Here is a 15821-nt window from a genome sequence, read left to right as displayed (position 1 = left end):
TCCGGCACAGGCGGGCGGGGGACTATCGTTCGGGCGTGCAGATCCGTTTCGCCGTACCGGCCGATCCCGCCTATCCGGCCCGCGTGGCCGCCGCGCTCGCCGCCGCCCGGCTGCGCCGGTTCGGCTACATCGGCGCGGCTCTCGCCGCGGTCGGGGTGATCGGCTGGGTCGCCTCGCAGGCGTCGGAGCGGGGTGACCGCTTCGCGTCGCTGTGGACCGCGCTCGTCGTGGCCGGCGTGCTGTCGATGCTGTACGCGCCATGGGTCAGGTGGCGGGCCCGGCGCCGCTCCGGTGGCTATGCGGTCGAGGGCGGCTACGACATCGACGAGCGCAACATCATGATGCGCAGCGGCTCGGAGTCCGGCGGCATCGCCTGGGACGGCGTCACGCGGGTCACCGAGACCCCCGATTTCTGGATCGTGTACGTCGGACGGATGCCGGCCACGGTGATCCCGCGCTGGCTGATGTCCACCGAGGACGCCGGGAGGCTGCGCGCCTTCATGGCCGAGCGGCAGCTGCTCGGCGATCGTTGACTATGCATTGATCGGCTGTATATATTGCCTCGGTGACCGAGATGCGCGAGGCGACCTTCCTGATCCTGACCGCGCTGGCCGACGAGCCGCGCCACGGCTACGGGATCATCCAGGAGGTCGCCGGCCTGTCCGGCGGTCGCGTCACCCTGCTGCCGGGCACGCTCTACGCCGCCCTGGACCGGCTGGTCGCGCAGGGCCTCGTCGAACTCAGCCACGAAGAGGTGGTCGACGGCCGCCTGCGCCGCTACTACCGGCTGCGCGCCGACGGCCGGGCCGAGCTGGCCCGCCAGACCGTGCGCCTGCGGCAGCTCGCGTCCGCCGCCGAGATCCGGCTGCGCGCCCTGCGGCCCCGCACCGCCTGACCCCACCGTCGCGGCCCCGTAGGGAGACACCCGTGCACCGCTGGCTGCTGCTGGCCTACCCCCGTGACTACCGCCGGGCGCGCGGGGCCGAGATCCTGGACACGGTACGGGACGTCGGGTCCGCCCACCGGCGTGCCCGGGTCGCGGCGAATCTCGTACGCCATGGTCTGCGCGCCCGGCTGGGACGGCCGGCGAGCCGTTCCGTCGTGGCCTGGGCGGCCGTCTTCGCGGTGGTCTGCGGTCTGTTCGCCGCGTCGTTCGGCACATGGCTCGCCTGGCTCGGCTCCCGCCCGCTCGACCACCGCGACCTCGCCGCCGTGGTGGGACAGCTCTACCCGGACCGGCAGGCCGGCCACCTCGACCAGGACGACCCGCCCGCCGTGTTCCTCATCTACGGCCAACCGCTCGACGCGGACCTCCTGCCCGAGCTGCTGCTCGGCGACGGCGGCGAGTACGCGCCGGCCGAGCTGACCGCGTCGTTCGACCAGACGCCGGCCGCCGGCCTCACCGAGCTGCGGCAGCGTCTGGACGCCGCCGGGTGGGAGCAGAGCGAGCCCGTCCATTCCCACGCGTACGACTGCATCCCCGGCCATCCACGGTGCGACCCGGCGACCATCCCCTCCGACATCACCGTGTACGCCGCACGCGGTGACCACATCCTCGCCGTGGAACTCGGCGCCGAGGGCTCGACGAGCCTCACCCTCAGCCGCGCCACCCCCGGCGCCGCCTACCCCGCCGGCCTGCTCGGCCTCGCACTGGGCACGCTGGGCGGCTGGGTGCTGTTCGGCTGGGCCAGCCGCCGCACCGCGGGACGACACACGCTGGTGCAGGGCCCGGCGAAGGTCCTGTACGGCGTCGCGATGCTGTTCTGGACCGCGCCGATCCTGTCGAGCGCGCCGCTGATGCTCGCGCACCACCTGAGCGAGCCGCATCCCCGCTGGCACGTGCCGTGGGAGTGGCTCGGCCAGCCCACCCTGTCGCTGCCGTTCCTGCTCGGCGCGGTCCTGCTGCTGCTCGTCCTGGGCGTGGCGGCGCTGCCGCACCGGCGCCCGGCGGCCCGCCCGCTCGCCGGGACATCGGGCTCGCAGCCGGCGGTCTAGCATCGGGCGATGACGTCGTCCCTGGACCGCCTGCCGAAGATCAGCGCACCGGCCACGAGGGCGCTGACCGCCGCCGGCTACACCACGCTGCGCCAGCTCGCCGGGGTGCCGCGCGCGGAACTCGCCCGCCTGCACGGCATGGGACCGAAGGCGCTGAGCGTCATCGAGGCCGCCCTCGACGAGCACGACCTGCGGCTGCGCTGACGAGGCGCTGTCGCGGCGACGCCTGAGCCGTCACCGGCCCGCCGCGCGGAGCATCGCCTCCGTCTCGGGGTCGGGCATGATCTCCCGGACCTCCTGGGCGCAGCGGCACGCGGCGGCGATCTTGGCGGCCCACTTCAGCGCCTCGTCCCGGGAGGCCACGTCGAGGACCACGAACCCGCCGATGACCTCCTTGGTCTCCGGGAACGGGCCGTCGGTGACCACCCCGTCCGTGCCGACGATGGTCGCCTGCTGGCGTTCGAGCCCGGTGCCGTACACGAACACGCCCGCGTTCACGGCCTCCTGGATGACCGCGTGCGCGTCCTTGCCCACCTGGGGAATCTCCTCGGCGGGGATGTGGTCCATCGCGCCGTCGTTGAACGAGATCAGGTACCGCGGCATGCCATGACTCCCTTGTCCGGGCGGCCCGGTCCGGCCGCCTCTCACCCGTACTACGAACGAGCCACCCGGGATCCGACGACACGCGTCCTCCGCACCGGACCGCCTCCTCCGCGGGCGGGATGGGCACGGCGGTGCCGGTCACCGAGGTCCCGGTGCCGGGACCGGCGGGGATGCCGACGGTGAGCAGGCTCGGCCGTCCCATGTTCTCGCCCTGCCGCACGGTGACGGTCGTCGGCGGCGTCCTCGACCACGCCGCCAGGCGCTGCCGGGTCGCGGCGGCCACGATCGGATGCCAGGCCCCGGCGTACGCAACTCGCGGCGGCAGCGTCGCGTCGAAATCGTCCGGCCACCACCACGACACGGAGAATCCAATCATGGTGGGGATCCGTCCGCCTCTGCTGGTACCCGATGCGACGCCGCGTGCAGCACCTCGATCACCAGCCGCCGCACATGCCCGCCCCTGGCCCGGTACAACGCGCGCCGGCCCTCCCGCCGCACGCTGACCAGTCCCGCCAGGCGCAGCTTGCCCAGGTGCTGCGACACCGCCGGCCGGGCCGTGCCCACCGCCTCCACCAGCGCGGTCACGTCGTACTCGCCCTCGCTGACCAGCGCCATCAACCGCAGTCACGTGGGATCGGCCAGCATCCGCAACATGTCCGTGGCGGCATCGACCTGCTGCGCGCCAGGTAGGTGTTGTTGCAGGTCACTGGCATCTGCAACGTTGTCGCGTGCGTACATGAGCACATATTGTCGCCACCGTCGCGGAAGGACTTCTGCATGACCGCGTGATCGGGGGAGTGATGACCGAGCACCACGACCACAACCACCCGGCCGACCACGGCCATCGCCACGACGGCCTTCTCGCCGCCTGGTGGCACCGGCTGACACACGCCGTCGTCCCGCACTCCCACGACTCCCGGGCGAAGACCGACCCGGCGCTGGAGTCTTCCCGTGACGGGCTGCGCGCGCTGTGGATCTCACTGGTCGGGCTCGGGATCACCGCGCTCGCCCAAGCTGTCATCGTGGTGCTGTCCGGCTCGGTCGCCCTGCTCGGCGACACCCTGCACAACGTCGCCGACGCCCTGACCGCCGTACCGCTCGGGATCGCCTTCCTCCTCGGCCGCCGTGCCGCCACCCGCGCCTACACCTACGGATACGGCCGGGCCGAAGACCTCGCCGGGATCGTCATCGTCGTGGTCATCGCCGGGTCAGCGGTCGCCGCCGCCTGGACCGCAGTGGACCGGCTGCTACGCCCCGCAGAGGTGACCCATCTGCCCTGGGTCGCCGCCGCCGGTCTCGTCGGGTTCATCGGCAACGAACTGGTCGCCCGCTACCGTATCCGCGTCGGACGCCGCATCGGCTCCGCCGCCCTGGTCGCCGACGGCCTGCACGCCCGTACCGACGGCTACACCTCCCTCGCAGTCCTCGCCGCCGCCGGTGGCGCCGCACTCGGCTGGCGCTGGGCGGACCCGGTCATCGGCCTGGTCATCGCCGTCGCCATCGCCGTCGTCCTCAAGGACGCCGCCCGGGAGGTCTACCGCCGACTGATGGACGCCGTCGACCCCGAACTGGTTGATCAGGCCGAAACCGCCCTGCGGGCTGTCGACGGCGTCCAGGACGTGGCTGCGGTACGACTCCGATGGGTCGGCCACCGGCTGCACGCCGAAGCCGAACTCGTCGTGGACGCCGGTCTCACCCTCGTCGACGCGCACCAGATCGCCGCCGACGCCGAACACCAGCTCACCCACGCCGTACCCCGGCTGACCACCGCCACCGTCCACACCGACCCGGACAGCCACCCAGGCGGACACCACCACCTCAACCTGTCCCACCAGCGCCGCCGGCTCTCAGGTTGATCTTCCTCTTGAATCCAGACCGGTACGAACGCCGACACCAAGCTCATCGCGCTCAGCCTCGCATCCCGTCCGTGCCGAGCAGACGCGGCGTGACCCCGTCCGGTCAGACGTCGAGACGCTGTGGCCCGGGGCCGACCTCGCGGGCGATGGTGTACGTGGGAACGCCGGTCATGCGCGCTTCGGCCTTGCCGGACAGCCCCGCCAGGGCCTGAGCGATGGCGGCCATCCGGCCTTCGGTGTCCGAGGTCTCCACGAAATTGCGGTAGTCCGCCTCGCTGGCCCAACGCACGACGGTGTACACCCGGGTGCCGTCGGTGCTCAGGTAGAAGCGAGCCGACTGGTAGCCAGGATAGAAGCGCACCCAGCGCTCCTGGATCTCTGCGAAGGCCGCTACGAACTCCCGTTGGGTGTCGGGGCCGTCAACCGTGTAGTCGATGATCGAGTTGAAGCTGACATCGGCGCTCACGTACGCACTCCTCATCATGCAGGGCAGGCTGCCGCCATCCTGCAACCTCAACCGACGTTGACATCAAGAGTGGGATCCATTCAATGACCTGCCGCCGTAGAGGGCGACGAAGACCCGGTCCCGCAGGATCTCGTACTGCCGGCGGCACCGTACCGGTGGGCCCGGCGGCCGTTGCTGAACCTGACCGCCGACAACGACTTCCGGTGGCCGGAACTGGTCGGCCGTCAGGTCCACCTCACGACCGTCGGCCAGCCGGTTCCAGTAGTGGTGGCCGACCTTGGCGTCTCCGGCGGAGACCTCGCCGAGGATCAGCTCTCCCCCGAGCAGGTCTTGAATGATCAATGCGGTCACCCCGCACTGACCGCGCGCCGGGTTGCCGGCGTGCCAATCCTCCAGGTCGTGCGGGTCGCAGGTGTCCGCTCCCCAACCGGCGCGCAGCACCGGCCGCAGGATCTCCAGGTCGATCACGAGAGGGACTGGTCGTTTGTCGTGCTCCTCAAACGTCACCCGGGAAGGGTCGGCCCTCGACCGGGTCGAGAGTCAAGTACTCCACCACGCGCCTAGGATGGTCCCGGTGACCTTCCCCGAACGGCGGCCCACCGACGTCCCGACTGACGAAGAACGGGTCGACGCGGCCCTGCGGTTGCTGACCGGCCCGCCGGTCGCGCTCGATGTCGCCGTCAAGCGGCTCGCCCGCGGCAGCGGCGTCTACGCCTGGTGGGCCGCTCCCTCGGTCCTCCCCGATCTCCCCGGACCACCGAACGACAGCGACCCGTCGCGGCGGATGCTCTATCTCGGCCGGGCGACCAGCCTGCGCGGCCGGATCCTGCGCAATCATCTGCGCCGCTCGGGCAACTCGACGTTGCGCCGCACGTTGGCCGGGCTTCTCGTCTCCGAGGGCTACCGGACGACCTGGACCGACCGGGTCGTCCTGGTCCCCGCAGACGAGACACGGCTGACCGCCTGGATGCACGACAATCTGCGTCTGACCTGGGCCGAGGATCCCGAGCCGGCCAACATCGAGGCCGAACTTGTCCGGCGTCTGCACCCACCGCTCAACGTCCACGGCGTCGACCCCGAGCACGTTCAGGCCGCAGTGGTCGCCGCCAAGAACGCGTACAACGCCAGCAGCGGCCCGGAGCGGCCCTAGCTTTACGCCGTCAACGATGCGTCCAGATCCCGGCGGGTGAGGGCGGCGCGGAGGTGCAGCCCTTCGGCCGCCAGGTTCTCCCGACCGCCCTGCTCGCGGTCGATCGCGCAGACCACCGTCTCCACCTGTGCACCGACGGACCGCAGGTGTCCACACGAGGCCAGGAGCGCGCCTCCCGTGGTCACCACGTCCTCGATCACCACGACCCGCAGACCGCTCACCGGCCCACCCTCGGCCACCTTCGCGGTGCCGTACTCCTTCGCCTGCTTCCGCACGAAGACCGTGGGCAGTCCGGTCAGCTGGGACATCACCGTGGCGATCGGGATGCCACCCATCTCCATCCCCGCCAGCACGTCGCACTCCGGCAGCAGAGCGACCATCGCCTCGGCGACCTCGCGCAGCAGCTCCGGCTTCCCCTCGAACAGGTACTTGTCGAAGTACTCGTCGCTGTCCTGCCCGGATCGAAGATGGAACCGGCCGGTGAGATGGCAGGTGTCGTAGACGCGGCGCGCGAGCGGATGAGTCACCGGCCCAGTTTCGCACCCGTCACACGATCCGGCGGATGCGTACCCTCGGAGGCTCGTTGCGCAGGTGACCCAGCTTGTGCTGACGGACCTGCTCCTCCCACACCTCCTGGTCGTACTCCGGGTCCGGCGCCGTCCACCGGTGCGACCCGTCGCTGTAGTGGAACTTCTCGTCGCCGGCCCGCAACACGCTCACCGCACCCACCCCAGAAACCGCCGATGCAACGTTCCCGCCGGCGCCCAGCTCAGATCCGCCGTCGCCCGTACCAGCTGCGCCCCCAGGTACACCGCCAGCGACACCGGCGCACCCTCGTACTCCGCAAGAAGCTCCCGCCGCCGCGTCGCGCACGGCCACGGCGCACCGCACCCACCGCACGTCCAGACCGGCAGCACCGGGCCGTGGGTGCTCACCCGCGCACCCCCAGGAAGCGGGCGACGCTCGCGCGCGCCTGCCGGCTGGTCGCCCACGCGACCTGCCAGCAGGGGTACGGAGTCAGCCGCGCCCACCACAGCCGGCAACCCACGCACATCCCGTCCAGACCCCGTACGTGCACCGCAAGGATCGCCTGTTCCGCGGTGCTCACTGGTCCTCCTGCGACGGCCAGTGACCGCGATTGATCGGTACGCGGTGGCGGTTGCGGCACGGCAGGTCCGCACCACACCGGCACACCCACCGCCACTTCCGCCACGACCACGCCGGGCGATGCCGGTGCACGAGCGTCGACGCGACGGCGAGGAGGTAGCTCTCGTACGGCAGGCGCGGCCTGGAGCGTGCGACGACGTCGGCGTCCCGGCGCGGAGCTTGCGCCGCTGTCGACTCGCCGCGCGCTGTTTGCGCCTGATCGGATTCGGCCAGACCGAGAATCCTCCGCTTCGCCGCCTCCCATTCGGCCTGCTGCGTCTCCTGGCCTGTGGGGCGCCAACGATTCCGACCGCCCATCACCACCTCCGTCCGCTCCGGCGCGACGGATCACCGCACAAGGGAGTGCGGCGTCGCGCCCGGCAGGATGAGGCGTTTCCCCACCCGAAAACGGACACTAGGGCCGCATGGTGATGGAGAAATTACCGCTGGTTATGCCACCAGACTGATGCCCAGCCGCCCGGCCAGCAGACGCAGCTCGTTCGGCACCGCCCGCCGCTTGGCCCGCTGCGCCATCGCGACGACGGCGTCCTGGGCGAGCGGATTGAGCGAGAACGGCACCGGCGCGGCCTGCTCCGCACGCACGAACGCCGCGATCGCCTCGTTGTCCCGGCGACCGGAATCGGCCAACGCCCGCCCGAGGTCGAGCCAGTACGACATCTGCCGGATCGACGCCGCCAGCACCTGCGGTCGTACCGTGCGGGACAGCTCGATCACCCGTCCGGGCTCGCCGGACTCGGCCGCAATGGACATCTCCCACAGCGTCACGTTCGTCGGCCCGAACCCGCAGCCGTTGAACCCCATGCCGTCCGCCGGGTCACCCAAAGTCGCCGCTTCCCGGGCGGCCTCGGTCAGATGGTCACGCGCGGCGTCGAGGCGCCCGCTGACTGTCGAGGCCAATGCCGCCGACAGGTGCAACTGGCCGAGCATCTGCCGGACCCGCTCGTCGGAGGCGGCAGATTGAAGCTCCGCGAGCGACCGGTCAGCCGCCCGCGCGGCAAGCGGTGCCGACTCGATCGGCAGGCTCTGCGCGTACGCGAAGCGTGTTGCGCCCAGCCACGCCGCCTCCTCCACGCCCTCGGCCGCCGTCACCGCCACCCGCGCCGCGTTCAACGCCAGGTGACGGTACCCGAGGTGCCGCAGGCAGGCCGACGCCTGGTACGCCACCTGCGCGAGCACGGGTCCGCCCACTGCAGCGGCATCCAGCAGCAGGCCGGGCAACATCTGGGCCATAGCAGGGAAGTTCGAGCGGTGGCGAAGTTGCTCACTGCGCGCGATACCCGCCGCCAGTTCCTCCCGGCTGAGCGTCGCCTGCCGCCGCTCGCCGTCCTCGATCTCGATGAGGGCGGACCAGATCGCCGGGACGCACTCGGCCGCGCGCTCACGCGCCGGGTCACCCGTCTCGGTGCCCTGCCCGAGCAGGTCCGCGACCGTGATCTGCAACGCGGCGGCGACGGCGACCAGGGTGGAGCGTCTGTCGATCGTCTTGCGGCCGGACTCGACCTGGGAGATGTAGGACTGGCTGACGCCGGCGAGCCCGGCGAGGACGGCTTGGCTCATCCCGCCCCGGCGCATCCGCCAGTAGCGGATCCGGGCACCGATCGTGTCGGCCTTGCTGGCCATGTCTCGCCTGCCTCCCAGGACGAGGGCTGGGACTTCGGCACCGGCCGGTGAGCCGGCATACCCGTTCGCCAGTGTACGGGGAGCGGTGCTCTTGCATTGACGTCGAGGCGGTTGCTACCTGCCGCTCCTCTGCGCCCTGTGGTCGACTGGTTGGGCTGACCGGAGGTGCCGCCGGCCCGCTGCGCCATCGCGACGACGGCGTCCTGGGCGAGCGGATTGAGCGAGAACGGCACCGGCGCGGCCTGCTCCGCACGCACGAACGCCGCGATCGCCTCGTTGTCCCGGCGACCGGAATCGGCCAGCGCCCCGCCCGAGGTCGAGCCAGTACGACATCTGCCGGATCGACGCCGCCAGCACCTGCGGCCGTACCGTGCGGGACAGCTCGATCACCCGTCCGGGCTCGCCGGACTCGGCCGCGATGGACATCTCCCACAGCGTCACGTTCGTCGGCCCGAACCCGCAGCCGTTGAACCCCATGCCACGGCTCATCCCGCTCCCAACCCCGCCCCAGCAGCAACTGGGTGAGACGCTCCGCACCTCGGGCTTCGACGGTCGCACCTTCGGGATCCAGGACACGCCCTGGGGCGTCCAGATCAGCGGCAAGCCGGCGGGCCAGTGCGTCGTCATCACGCCAGCCGGGAGCGACGGCCATGCGCACCAGTTCGGAGCCGTCCAGCAGCCCGATCGCGAGAACCTCCCCGTCCTGCGACCACATCCGGATCGCAGCCGCTGTGGCCTCGGCACCACGTAACGAGTGCCAGCCGAGATCGCCGGGATGCAGATGCAGCGGTCCCCCGTCGTACTGCCACCGCTTGAGCGCGTCCACCGCTGAAGACAGCGCATCAACGCGCGGGGTATGCAGTTCGATGCTCATGGTGCACCCAAACTCGAAGGACGGCCTGGCGCCATCGATTTCGAAGCAGCCGCCGCTCGTCACGGTTCGCCGAACGTCTGTTCCAGGTCGTCACAGGCCGTCGAAAACGATCCGGAACGAGGCAGGACAATCACTGGTACCGAGGTAGAGCGTGCCGGGAGTCCCGGCGGCGGACCGTGTCCGCGGAGCACAGACGATCACGCGGTGGCCGCCCCCGTCCGTCCCGGGACGGGGCCGGGCGGGGGCGGCCACCGGCTACCGCTACCGGCGCAGATCCCGGAAGAACTCCCGGAGGTCGGTGGTCAGCAGCTCGGGTTCCTCGAGGGCCGCGAAGTGACCGCCCCGGTCCACGTCGACCCAACGGGTGACGGTGTTCTCGGTTTCGGCGTAGCGGCGGATCCCGACGTCGTGGGCGAAGACGATCGCCCCCGTCGGCACACCCGAGTTCGGGCTCGGGGCACCCCAGGCGGCTTCCTGGGCGTACCCGACGTAGGCCGCCGACCCGGCGGTGCCGGTCAGCCAGTAGATCATCGCATTGGTGAGCAGGCGGTCCCGGTCGATGATCTGATCGGGCAGAGCCCGACGCGGGTGAGTCCACTCGCGGAACTTGTCCATCAGCCAGGCGAGCTGACCGACCGGGGAATCGGTCAGGCCGTACGCCAGGGTCTGCGGGCGGGTCGACTGGATCGCGATGTAGCCGAACTCCTCCTGCATGAACGCCTCGATTCGACGGATCCGGTCCCGTTCGACATCGGAAAGGGTGGCCAGGTCCTCCTCGGCCAGAGGCAGCGGCGGCATAGGTCCGGGGCCGCCGTTGACATGCACGCCGGCCACCCGGTCCGGTGCGACGCGGCCCAGTTGAGGGCTGACGGCCGCGCCGATGTCCCCGCCGTGGGCACCGTACCGGTGGTAGCCGAGTCGGCGCATCAGCTCGGCCCAGGCGCGGGCAATTCGGTCGGTGTCCCAGCCGGCCTCGACGGTGGGCCCGGAGAATCCGAAACCGGGCAGGGAGGGGATCACCAGGTGGAACGCGTCGGACTGCTCGCCGCCGTGGGCAGCAGGGTCGGTCAGCGGCCCGATCAAGTCGAGGAACTCGACCACCGACCCGGGCCAGCCGTGGGTGAGCACGAGCGGGAGTGCGTCCGGCTCGGGCGACCGGACGTGCAGGAAATGGATTCGTTGTCCGTCGATTGTCGTGGTGAACTGCGGGTAGACATTGAGCTGCGCCTCGGCGGCCCGCCAGTCGTAGCCCGTACGCCAGTGCTCGGTCAGTTCCCTGAGCCAGCCGGTCGGCACGCCGGTGTCCCAGTCGTCGCCGGGCAGAGGCGTCGGCCAGCAGGTCTGGTCCAGCCGGTTCCGCAGGTCGTCGAGGCGGTCCTGGGAGATGTCGATCCGGAACGGAGTGATCTCTTCGGTCATGAACCTCACGCTAGGCGCGAGCTAGGACAGCTTCCGCCCTAGCTTGCTGGCAGACTCGCGGTCATGTGGGAAACCTCGGCGCGGCTGCTGCGCCTGCTCTCGCTCCTTCAGACGCCCCGCGACTGGCGCGGTGCCGACCTGGCCGAACACCTCGGGGTGGACATCCGCACCGTGCGCCGGGACATCCAGAAGCTGCGCGACCTCGGCTACCCGGTGCACGCCACCCCGGGCGCGGCCGGCTACCGGCTCGGCGCCGGGTCGAAACTGCCGCCGCTACTGCTCGACGACGACGAGGCGGTCGCCGTGGCGGTGGGCCTGCGCACAGCCGTCCGGGGCGCGGTCACCGGCATCGAGGACAGCTCTCTGCGGGCGCTGGCCAAGCTCGATCAGGTCCTCCCGTCGCGCGTCCGGCACCGGGTCGGCCTGCTCCACTCGGTCACTGTGGCGGTGCCCGACGGCGGCCCGACCGTCGACCCCGACGTGCTCGCGGCAATCGCCTCCGCCTGTCGCGACCGCCAGCGGCTCCGCTTCGACTACCGGCGCCACGACGGCAGCACCTCCCCGCGCGAGACCGAACCGCACCGGCTCGTCCACACCGGGCGGCGCTGGTACCTCGTCGGTTGGGACACCGACCGACGTGACTGGCGCACCTACCGCGCCGACCGGGTCCGACCCCGAATTCCCGGCGGTCCCCGCTTCCTCCCGCGCACACCACCCGACGTGGACCTCGCCGGCTACCTGACCCGTGGCGTGTCCTCCGCGCCCTACCGGTACCGGGCGCGCATCACCGTGTACGCCCCGGCGGAGGCCGTCGCCGACCGGATCCCACCCACTGTCGGCGTGGTAGAGACCGTCACCGGAGACAGCTGCATGCTGCACACCGGATCGAACTCGCTGGACGAGCTGGCCCTGTACGTCGGGCTCCTCGGGTTCCGCTTCCGGATCCACGAGCCGGCCGAGCTGACAGCACACGTACGCGAACTCGCCACCCGCCTGGCTCAGGCCGGCGAGGGAGCGCCCTGCGGCGGGCCTGTCCGCTCACCGTCCACAACCGAGACTCCTGCCGCCGGCTGATGGCGTCTGCCTCTGCCGCTGGTCGGCACCGCCGGACGGGCAGGTGCGCGTGACGTTCTTGATACGCTGGTTCCCGGTGTACGTCTGGTCGCGTACGCGCGTGCACGGAAGGACGTGTCGTCCGCTCAGAACCAGCTCTCGCGCATGTCCAGCGTCGTCCGGTCCAGCCCTTCCAGCAGGTCGAACTGCGCTCCCACCTTCGGCAGCTCCCACCGGTAGAAGTACCGCGCCGCCTGCCTCTTCCCCGCCAGGAACTCCCCCTCGGCGCCGTCCGGCGACCCGAGCGCCTCCGCCGCCAGCACCTGCTCCAGCCACATCCACGCGATCACCACGTGCCCGACCGCCTCCAGGTACACCGAGGCGTTCGCCAGCGCCAGCTCCGGGTCGCCCGGTGCCCACAACCGCCGCGTCACCACGGCGATCCGGTCCACCGCTGCGGCGAGCTGTCCGGCCAGCTCGGAGGCGAACCCCTCGGCCTTCCAGGCCCGGGTGATGGTGCCGCGGATCGTCTCCAGCAGCAGTTCCAGGGCTGCGCCGTCGCGCATGGTGACCTTGCGGCCGAGCAGGTCGAGGGCCTGGATGCCGTGGGTGCCCTCGTGGATGGCGTTGAGCCGGTTGTCCCGCCAGTGCTGTTCGACGTCGTAGTCGCGGGTGTAGCCGTACCCGCCGTGCACCTGGATGGCCAGGTCGTTGGCGGCCAGGCACCACTGCGCCGGCCAGCTCTTGGTGATCGGGGTGAGCAGGTCCAGCAGCAGCTGCGCCCGTTCGCGGTCGGCCTCGGCGGGCGCGGTCTTCTGCTCGTCGAGCAGCCGTCCGCAGTAGAGCACCAGCGCGAGTGCGCCCTCCACGTAGCTCTTCTGGGCCAGCAGCATCCGGCGTACGTCGGGGTGGGCCACGATCGGCACCTGCGGCGTGGTCGGATCCTTGTCGGCGACCGGGCGGCCCTGCGGGCGCTGCCGGGCGTACGCGACGGACTTCAGGTACGCGGTGTAGCCGAGCGCTGTGGCACCGGCGCCGATGCCGATGCGCGCCTCGTTCATCATGTGGAACATCACCGCGAGCCCCTGATGCGGCTGTCCCACCAGGTAGCCGACCGCACCGGCCCGCCCGTACGGCCGGTGCACGCCCTCACCGAAGTTCAGCAGCGTGTTGGTGGTGCCGCGGTAGCCGAGCTTGTGGTTCAGCCCGACCAGCACCACGTCGTTGCGCGGCCCGAGGTTGCCGTCGTCGTCGAGCAGTACCTTCGGCACGATGAACAGCGACAGGCCCTTCACGCCGGGCGGTGCGCCCGGGATGCGGGCCAGCACCAGGTGGACGATGTTCTCGGCCAGTTCGTGGTCGCCGCCGGAGATCCACATCTTGGTGCCGACGATCCGGTACGTGCCGTCGTCCTGCGGCTCGGCCCGCGTGGTCAGGTCGGTCAGGGAGCTGCCGGCCTGCGGCTCGGACAGGCACATGGTGCCGAAGAACCGCCCCTCGACCATGGGGCGTACCCAGGTGTCGATCTGCTCGGCGCTGCCGTGGGCGAGCAGCAGGTTGGCGTTGGCGAGGGTGAGCATCGGGTACGCCGACGTGCCGACGTTGGCGGCCTGGAACCAGGCGAACGCGGCGGCGGCGACCGTGTGCGGCAGTTGCAGGCCGCCGACCGACTCGTCCATGGTGGCGGCGAGCAGCCCGGTCTCGGCGAACGCCGCCAGAGCGGCGTTCACCTGCGGGATGGTCCGTACGCGCTGCCCGTCGAACGTGGGTTCGCCGGTGTCGGCGACCCGGTTGTGCGGGGCGAACCGTTCGGCGGCGACCCGGGCGGCGAGGTCCAGCACCTCGTCGACGGTCTCCCGGGTGTGCTCGGCGTAGCGGGGGCGCTCGGTCAGCCGGGTCACGTCCAGCCAGTCGTGCAACAGGAACGCGAGGTCACGGCGGGACAGCAGCAGATCGGACGAGGACAATGTGGACTCCTTCCGGTCAGCCGCGGCGCAACCCGGCGACGGCCTCCCGCAGGTCATCCTGACCGATCGGAGCCGGTGGCGCACCCTCCGCCGCCTCCCGGAGCGCCTTGGCGAGTTGCACCCGGCGCAGCGCCTCCCGCAGGTCCGCGCCGGTCAGCCCGGCCGTGTCGAAGGCCAGGGCGGCCGGGTCGAGGTCGTCGGCGAACATCCGGAAGCCGGGCCGCTCGTGCCGGTCGATCAGCTCGCGGACCATCTTGGTGAGGATCTCCGCACGCCCGGCCTCGTCCGGCGCGGGAATGGCGATCTTCAGGTCGAAGCGGCCGGAGCGGATCAGCGAGGCGTCCACGCGCTGCGGGAAGTTGGTGGTGGCGACCACGATGACGTCGGGGTTCTCCTCGAACAGCGTGTTCATCTCCTGCTTGAAGATGCCCGCTACGGCGTTGACCGCCTGGCTGGCCGCGTCGCCGCCCGCACCGGCGTAGCTGATGATCGAGTCGAACTCGTCGAACAGCATCACCGTGGGCCGCCGGTAGCGGCGTGCCTCCCGGAAGATGCGCTTGATGTTGCGTTCCGAGCCGCCGAGGTACTTGTCCAGGATCTCCGGGGTGCGGATCTCCACGAAGTCCGCGCCGACCTCGTTCGCCAGGGCGCGGGCCAGCATGGTCTTGCCGGTGCCCGGCGGCCCGTACATCAGGATGCCCTGCGGCCGGCGCGCACCCCAGCGGGCCATCGCCTGCGGGTGCCGGAACGACACCGCCACCTCGCGGAACCGGGCGACCACGTCGGGCAGGCCGCCGACCTGGTCGAGGGTCACCGCCGCGCTGCGCGGCCCGGCCGCCGCGACCGGTCGCCGCCCCACGAGGTACGTCCGTCCGCGCAGCACGGCCGGTTGCTCGCTGTCGCCGGACAACTCGCGTACGGCCTGGAGCAGCAGGCCCAGCATCGCCCGCAGGTGCGCCGGTCCCACCTCGGCGCTGGGCACGTCGGCGTGGATGCGTACCGTGCCGTCGTCCTGGTCGACGCGAGGCCGCAGCCCGGCTTCCCGGGCCGTGCGCAGCACCTCCCGACCGGCCGCGTCGCCCGGCGGCGCGGCGAGCGTGGCGACCGGTCGCGGCCAGATCCGCCGTCCGGCCTCGGCGGCCATCCGGCCCACCGCGGCGGCCGGGCCGTCGCCGCCGCGCGCGGCCAGCCGCTCGGCGAGCAGCACGCCGACCGGCCCGGTCAGCCCGAGGGCGAGCAGGCCCGCCGGTGCGGCCTCCACCCGCAGGTACGCCTCGAAGCGGTGCACCGGCGGCTCGGCGGCGGTGTCGACGCGCACGGTGCAGCGGACCTCCCGCACCGGGGCGGGGAAGTCGCCCCCGGCCAGCAGTTCGACCGGCCCGTCGACGGCGGCGGCGAGCAGCCCGGCCGCGTCGGTGATGCGCACCTCGGCGCCGAGCAGCGGCACCGTCTCCTCGTCCGGCCGAACCTCGGTCATCGGCAGCCCTCTCCTCGCGGCGGCGTCCGCTTCCCTCGCGTGGCGTCCGCCTCCGAGTCTGGCACCGGCCCGACCGGGCGGCCACCGCTGCGCACCCGGCCCTCGCTCGCCCGGCCGCTCAAGATCAACACCACTCCCCCGAAATGGCGGGGTCACCGGCACTCGGATGCCGCC

20 protein-coding genes and 1 pseudogene are annotated in these 15821 nt (G+C 71.7%); 8 read left to right on the top strand and 13 right to left on the bottom strand.

The window, feature by feature from the left end; all coding sequences use genetic code 11:
• The first annotated feature begins 35 nt into the window (after positions 1 to 35).
• The 4 genes from C569_RS0118085 to C569_RS0118070 are packed head-to-tail and all read left to right on the top strand — an operon-like array spanning position 36 to position 2199.
• On the top strand, positions 36 to 533 hold the full coding sequence (locus C569_RS0118085; protein WP_018787189.1) for a YcxB family protein: 498 nt from the start codon (positions 36 to 38) through the stop codon (positions 531 to 533).
• A 41-nt stretch (positions 534 to 574) separates the two neighbouring features.
• Positions 575 to 895: a PadR family transcriptional regulator gene (locus C569_RS0118080; protein WP_026268312.1), complete on the top strand. Its 321-nt coding sequence runs from the start codon at positions 575 to 577 to the stop codon at positions 893 to 895.
• A gap of 32 nt (positions 896 to 927) precedes the next feature.
• On the top strand, positions 928 to 1995 hold the full coding sequence (locus C569_RS0118075; RefSeq protein WP_018787187.1) for a hypothetical protein: 1068 nt from the start codon (positions 928 to 930) through the stop codon (positions 1993 to 1995).
• 9 nt (positions 1996 to 2004) lie between these two features.
• Positions 2005 to 2199, top strand: a complete 195-nt coding sequence (locus C569_RS0118070) for a hypothetical protein (protein WP_018787186.1) — start codon at positions 2005 to 2007, stop codon at positions 2197 to 2199.
• 30 nt (positions 2200 to 2229) lie between these two features.
• Here the strand turns inward: C569_RS0118070 and C569_RS0118065 are convergent, their stop codons facing one another.
• The 3 genes and pseudogenes from C569_RS0118065 to C569_RS30535 form a co-directional block, all read right to left on the bottom strand.
• Positions 2230 to 2598: a YciI family protein gene (locus C569_RS0118065; protein WP_018787185.1), complete on the bottom strand. Its 369-nt coding sequence runs from the start codon at positions 2596 to 2598 to the stop codon at positions 2230 to 2232.
• A 109-nt stretch (positions 2599 to 2707) separates the two neighbouring features.
• Positions 2708 to 2950 (bottom strand): annotated as a pseudogene (locus C569_RS34370) (phenazine biosynthesis protein PhzF); the annotation flags it as partial.
• 20 nt (positions 2951 to 2970) lie between these two features.
• Complete coding sequence (locus tag C569_RS30535) at positions 2971 to 3213, bottom strand: metalloregulator ArsR/SmtB family transcription factor (protein WP_018787184.1); 243 nt, start codon at positions 3211 to 3213, stop codon at positions 2971 to 2973.
• A gap of 185 nt (positions 3214 to 3398) precedes the next feature.
• On the opposite strand from C569_RS30535, the gene C569_RS0118055 reads away from it, so the two are divergent.
• Complete coding sequence (locus C569_RS0118055) at positions 3399 to 4454, top strand: cation diffusion facilitator family transporter (protein WP_018787182.1); 1056 nt, start codon at positions 3399 to 3401, stop codon at positions 4452 to 4454.
• A gap of 103 nt (positions 4455 to 4557) precedes the next feature.
• Here the strand turns inward: C569_RS0118055 and C569_RS0118050 are convergent, their stop codons facing one another.
• Positions 4558 to 4920 (bottom strand): antibiotic biosynthesis monooxygenase, encoded by a 363-nt coding sequence (locus C569_RS0118050; protein ID WP_036346199.1) that lies wholly within the window; start codon positions 4918 to 4920, stop codon positions 4558 to 4560.
• A 63-nt stretch (positions 4921 to 4983) separates the two neighbouring features.
• Entirely contained in the window at positions 4984 to 5427 is a 444-nt protein-coding gene (locus C569_RS30530; RefSeq protein ID WP_196806743.1) for a hypothetical protein, read from the bottom strand.
• A 58-nt stretch (positions 5428 to 5485) separates the two neighbouring features.
• On the opposite strand from C569_RS30530, the gene C569_RS0118040 reads away from it, so the two are divergent.
• Positions 5486 to 6070, top strand: a complete 585-nt coding sequence (locus C569_RS0118040) for a GIY-YIG nuclease family protein (protein ID WP_018787179.1) — start codon at positions 5486 to 5488, stop codon at positions 6068 to 6070.
• A 2-nt stretch (positions 6071 to 6072) separates the two neighbouring features.
• Here the strand turns inward: C569_RS0118040 and pyrE are convergent, their stop codons facing one another.
• The 5 genes from pyrE to C569_RS0118015 form a co-directional block, all read right to left on the bottom strand.
• Positions 6073 to 6597 (bottom strand): orotate phosphoribosyltransferase, encoded by a 525-nt coding sequence (gene pyrE, locus C569_RS0118035; protein ID WP_018787178.1) that lies wholly within the window; start codon positions 6595 to 6597, stop codon positions 6073 to 6075.
• 19 nt (positions 6598 to 6616) lie between these two features.
• Complete coding sequence (locus tag C569_RS33760; RefSeq protein ID WP_167361570.1) at positions 6617 to 6790, bottom strand: hypothetical protein; 174 nt, start codon at positions 6788 to 6790, stop codon at positions 6617 to 6619.
• Positions 6787 to 7005, bottom strand: coding sequence for a hypothetical protein (locus C569_RS35070; protein WP_026268310.1), 219 nt, complete (start codon positions 7003 to 7005; stop codon positions 6787 to 6789). The genes C569_RS33760 and C569_RS35070 overlap by 4 nt, the downstream gene beginning before the upstream one ends.
• A complete protein-coding gene (locus C569_RS35065) occupies positions 7002 to 7442 on the bottom strand; it encodes a hypothetical protein (RefSeq protein ID WP_081635972.1) in 441 nt (146 codons plus the stop codon). The genes C569_RS35070 and C569_RS35065 overlap by 4 nt, the downstream gene beginning before the upstream one ends.
• Before the next feature lie 224 nt (positions 7443 to 7666).
• Positions 7667 to 8857: a helix-turn-helix domain-containing protein gene (locus C569_RS0118015; protein WP_018787175.1), complete on the bottom strand. Its 1191-nt coding sequence runs from the start codon at positions 8855 to 8857 to the stop codon at positions 7667 to 7669.
• 418 nt (positions 8858 to 9275) lie between these two features.
• On the opposite strand from C569_RS0118015, the gene C569_RS33265 reads away from it, so the two are divergent.
• Complete coding sequence (locus C569_RS33265; protein WP_155945561.1) at positions 9276 to 9608, top strand: hypothetical protein; 333 nt, start codon at positions 9276 to 9278, stop codon at positions 9606 to 9608.
• A 384-nt stretch (positions 9609 to 9992) separates the two neighbouring features.
• Here the strand turns inward: C569_RS33265 and C569_RS0118005 are convergent, their stop codons facing one another.
• Positions 9993 to 11150 (bottom strand): epoxide hydrolase family protein, encoded by a 1158-nt coding sequence (locus tag C569_RS0118005; protein WP_018787173.1) that lies wholly within the window; start codon positions 11148 to 11150, stop codon positions 9993 to 9995.
• A gap of 63 nt (positions 11151 to 11213) precedes the next feature.
• Between C569_RS0118005 and C569_RS0118000 the strand changes: the two genes are divergently transcribed.
• Entirely contained in the window at positions 11214 to 12224 is a 1011-nt protein-coding gene (locus C569_RS0118000; protein ID WP_018787172.1) for a YafY family protein, read from the top strand.
• A 125-nt stretch (positions 12225 to 12349) separates the two neighbouring features.
• On the opposite strand, the gene C569_RS0117995 is transcribed toward C569_RS0118000, so the two are convergent.
• Positions 12350 to 14170, bottom strand: a complete 1821-nt coding sequence (locus C569_RS0117995) for an acyl-CoA dehydrogenase (RefSeq protein WP_018787171.1) — start codon at positions 14168 to 14170, stop codon at positions 12350 to 12352.
• 16 nt (positions 14171 to 14186) lie between these two features.
• Positions 14187 to 15647: a 26S protease regulatory subunit gene (locus tag C569_RS0117990; RefSeq protein WP_018787170.1), complete on the bottom strand. Its 1461-nt coding sequence runs from the start codon at positions 15645 to 15647 to the stop codon at positions 14187 to 14189.
• Between the last annotated feature and the right edge of the window lie 174 nt (positions 15648 to 15821).

Source organism: Micromonospora sp. CNB394 (genome assembly GCF_000374985.1).
Classification (GTDB): Bacteria; Actinomycetota; Actinomycetes; order Mycobacteriales; family Micromonosporaceae; genus Micromonospora; species Micromonospora marina.
This window is presented reverse-complemented; position numbering and strand designations above follow the sequence as displayed.

Excerpts from the sequence above, each read along its gene's own strand:
- C569_RS30535 (WP_018787184.1), bottom strand. The coding sequence starts at position 3,213 with ATGGCGCTGGTCAGCGAGGGCGAGTACGACGTGACCGCGCTGGTGGAG.
- C569_RS0118040 (WP_018787179.1), top strand. The coding sequence starts at position 5,486 with ATGGTCCCGGTGACCTTCCCCGAACGGCGGCCCACCGACGTCCCGACT.
- C569_RS33265 (WP_155945561.1), top strand. The coding sequence starts at position 9,276 with ATGGACATCTCCCACAGCGTCACGTTCGTCGGCCCGAACCCGCAGCCG.
- C569_RS0118000 (WP_018787172.1), top strand. The coding sequence starts at position 11,214 with ATGTGGGAAACCTCGGCGCGGCTGCTGCGCCTGCTCTCGCTCCTTCAG.
- C569_RS0118015 (WP_018787175.1), bottom strand. The coding sequence starts at position 8,857 with ATGGCCAGCAAGGCCGACACGATCGGTGCCCGGATCCGCTACTGGCGG.
- C569_RS0118080 (WP_026268312.1), top strand. The coding sequence starts at position 575 with ATGCGCGAGGCGACCTTCCTGATCCTGACCGCGCTGGCCGACGAGCCG.
- C569_RS0118070 (WP_018787186.1), top strand. The coding sequence starts at position 2,005 with ATGACGTCGTCCCTGGACCGCCTGCCGAAGATCAGCGCACCGGCCACG.
- C569_RS0118005 (WP_018787173.1), bottom strand. The coding sequence starts at position 11,150 with ATGACCGAAGAGATCACTCCGTTCCGGATCGACATCTCCCAGGACCGC.
- C569_RS0117990 (WP_018787170.1), bottom strand. The coding sequence starts at position 15,647 with ATGACCGAGGTTCGGCCGGACGAGGAGACGGTGCCGCTGCTCGGCGCC.
- C569_RS0118065 (WP_018787185.1), bottom strand. The coding sequence starts at position 2,598 with ATGCCGCGGTACCTGATCTCGTTCAACGACGGCGCGATGGACCACATC.
- C569_RS0118055 (WP_018787182.1), top strand. The coding sequence starts at position 3,399 with ATGACCGAGCACCACGACCACAACCACCCGGCCGACCACGGCCATCGC.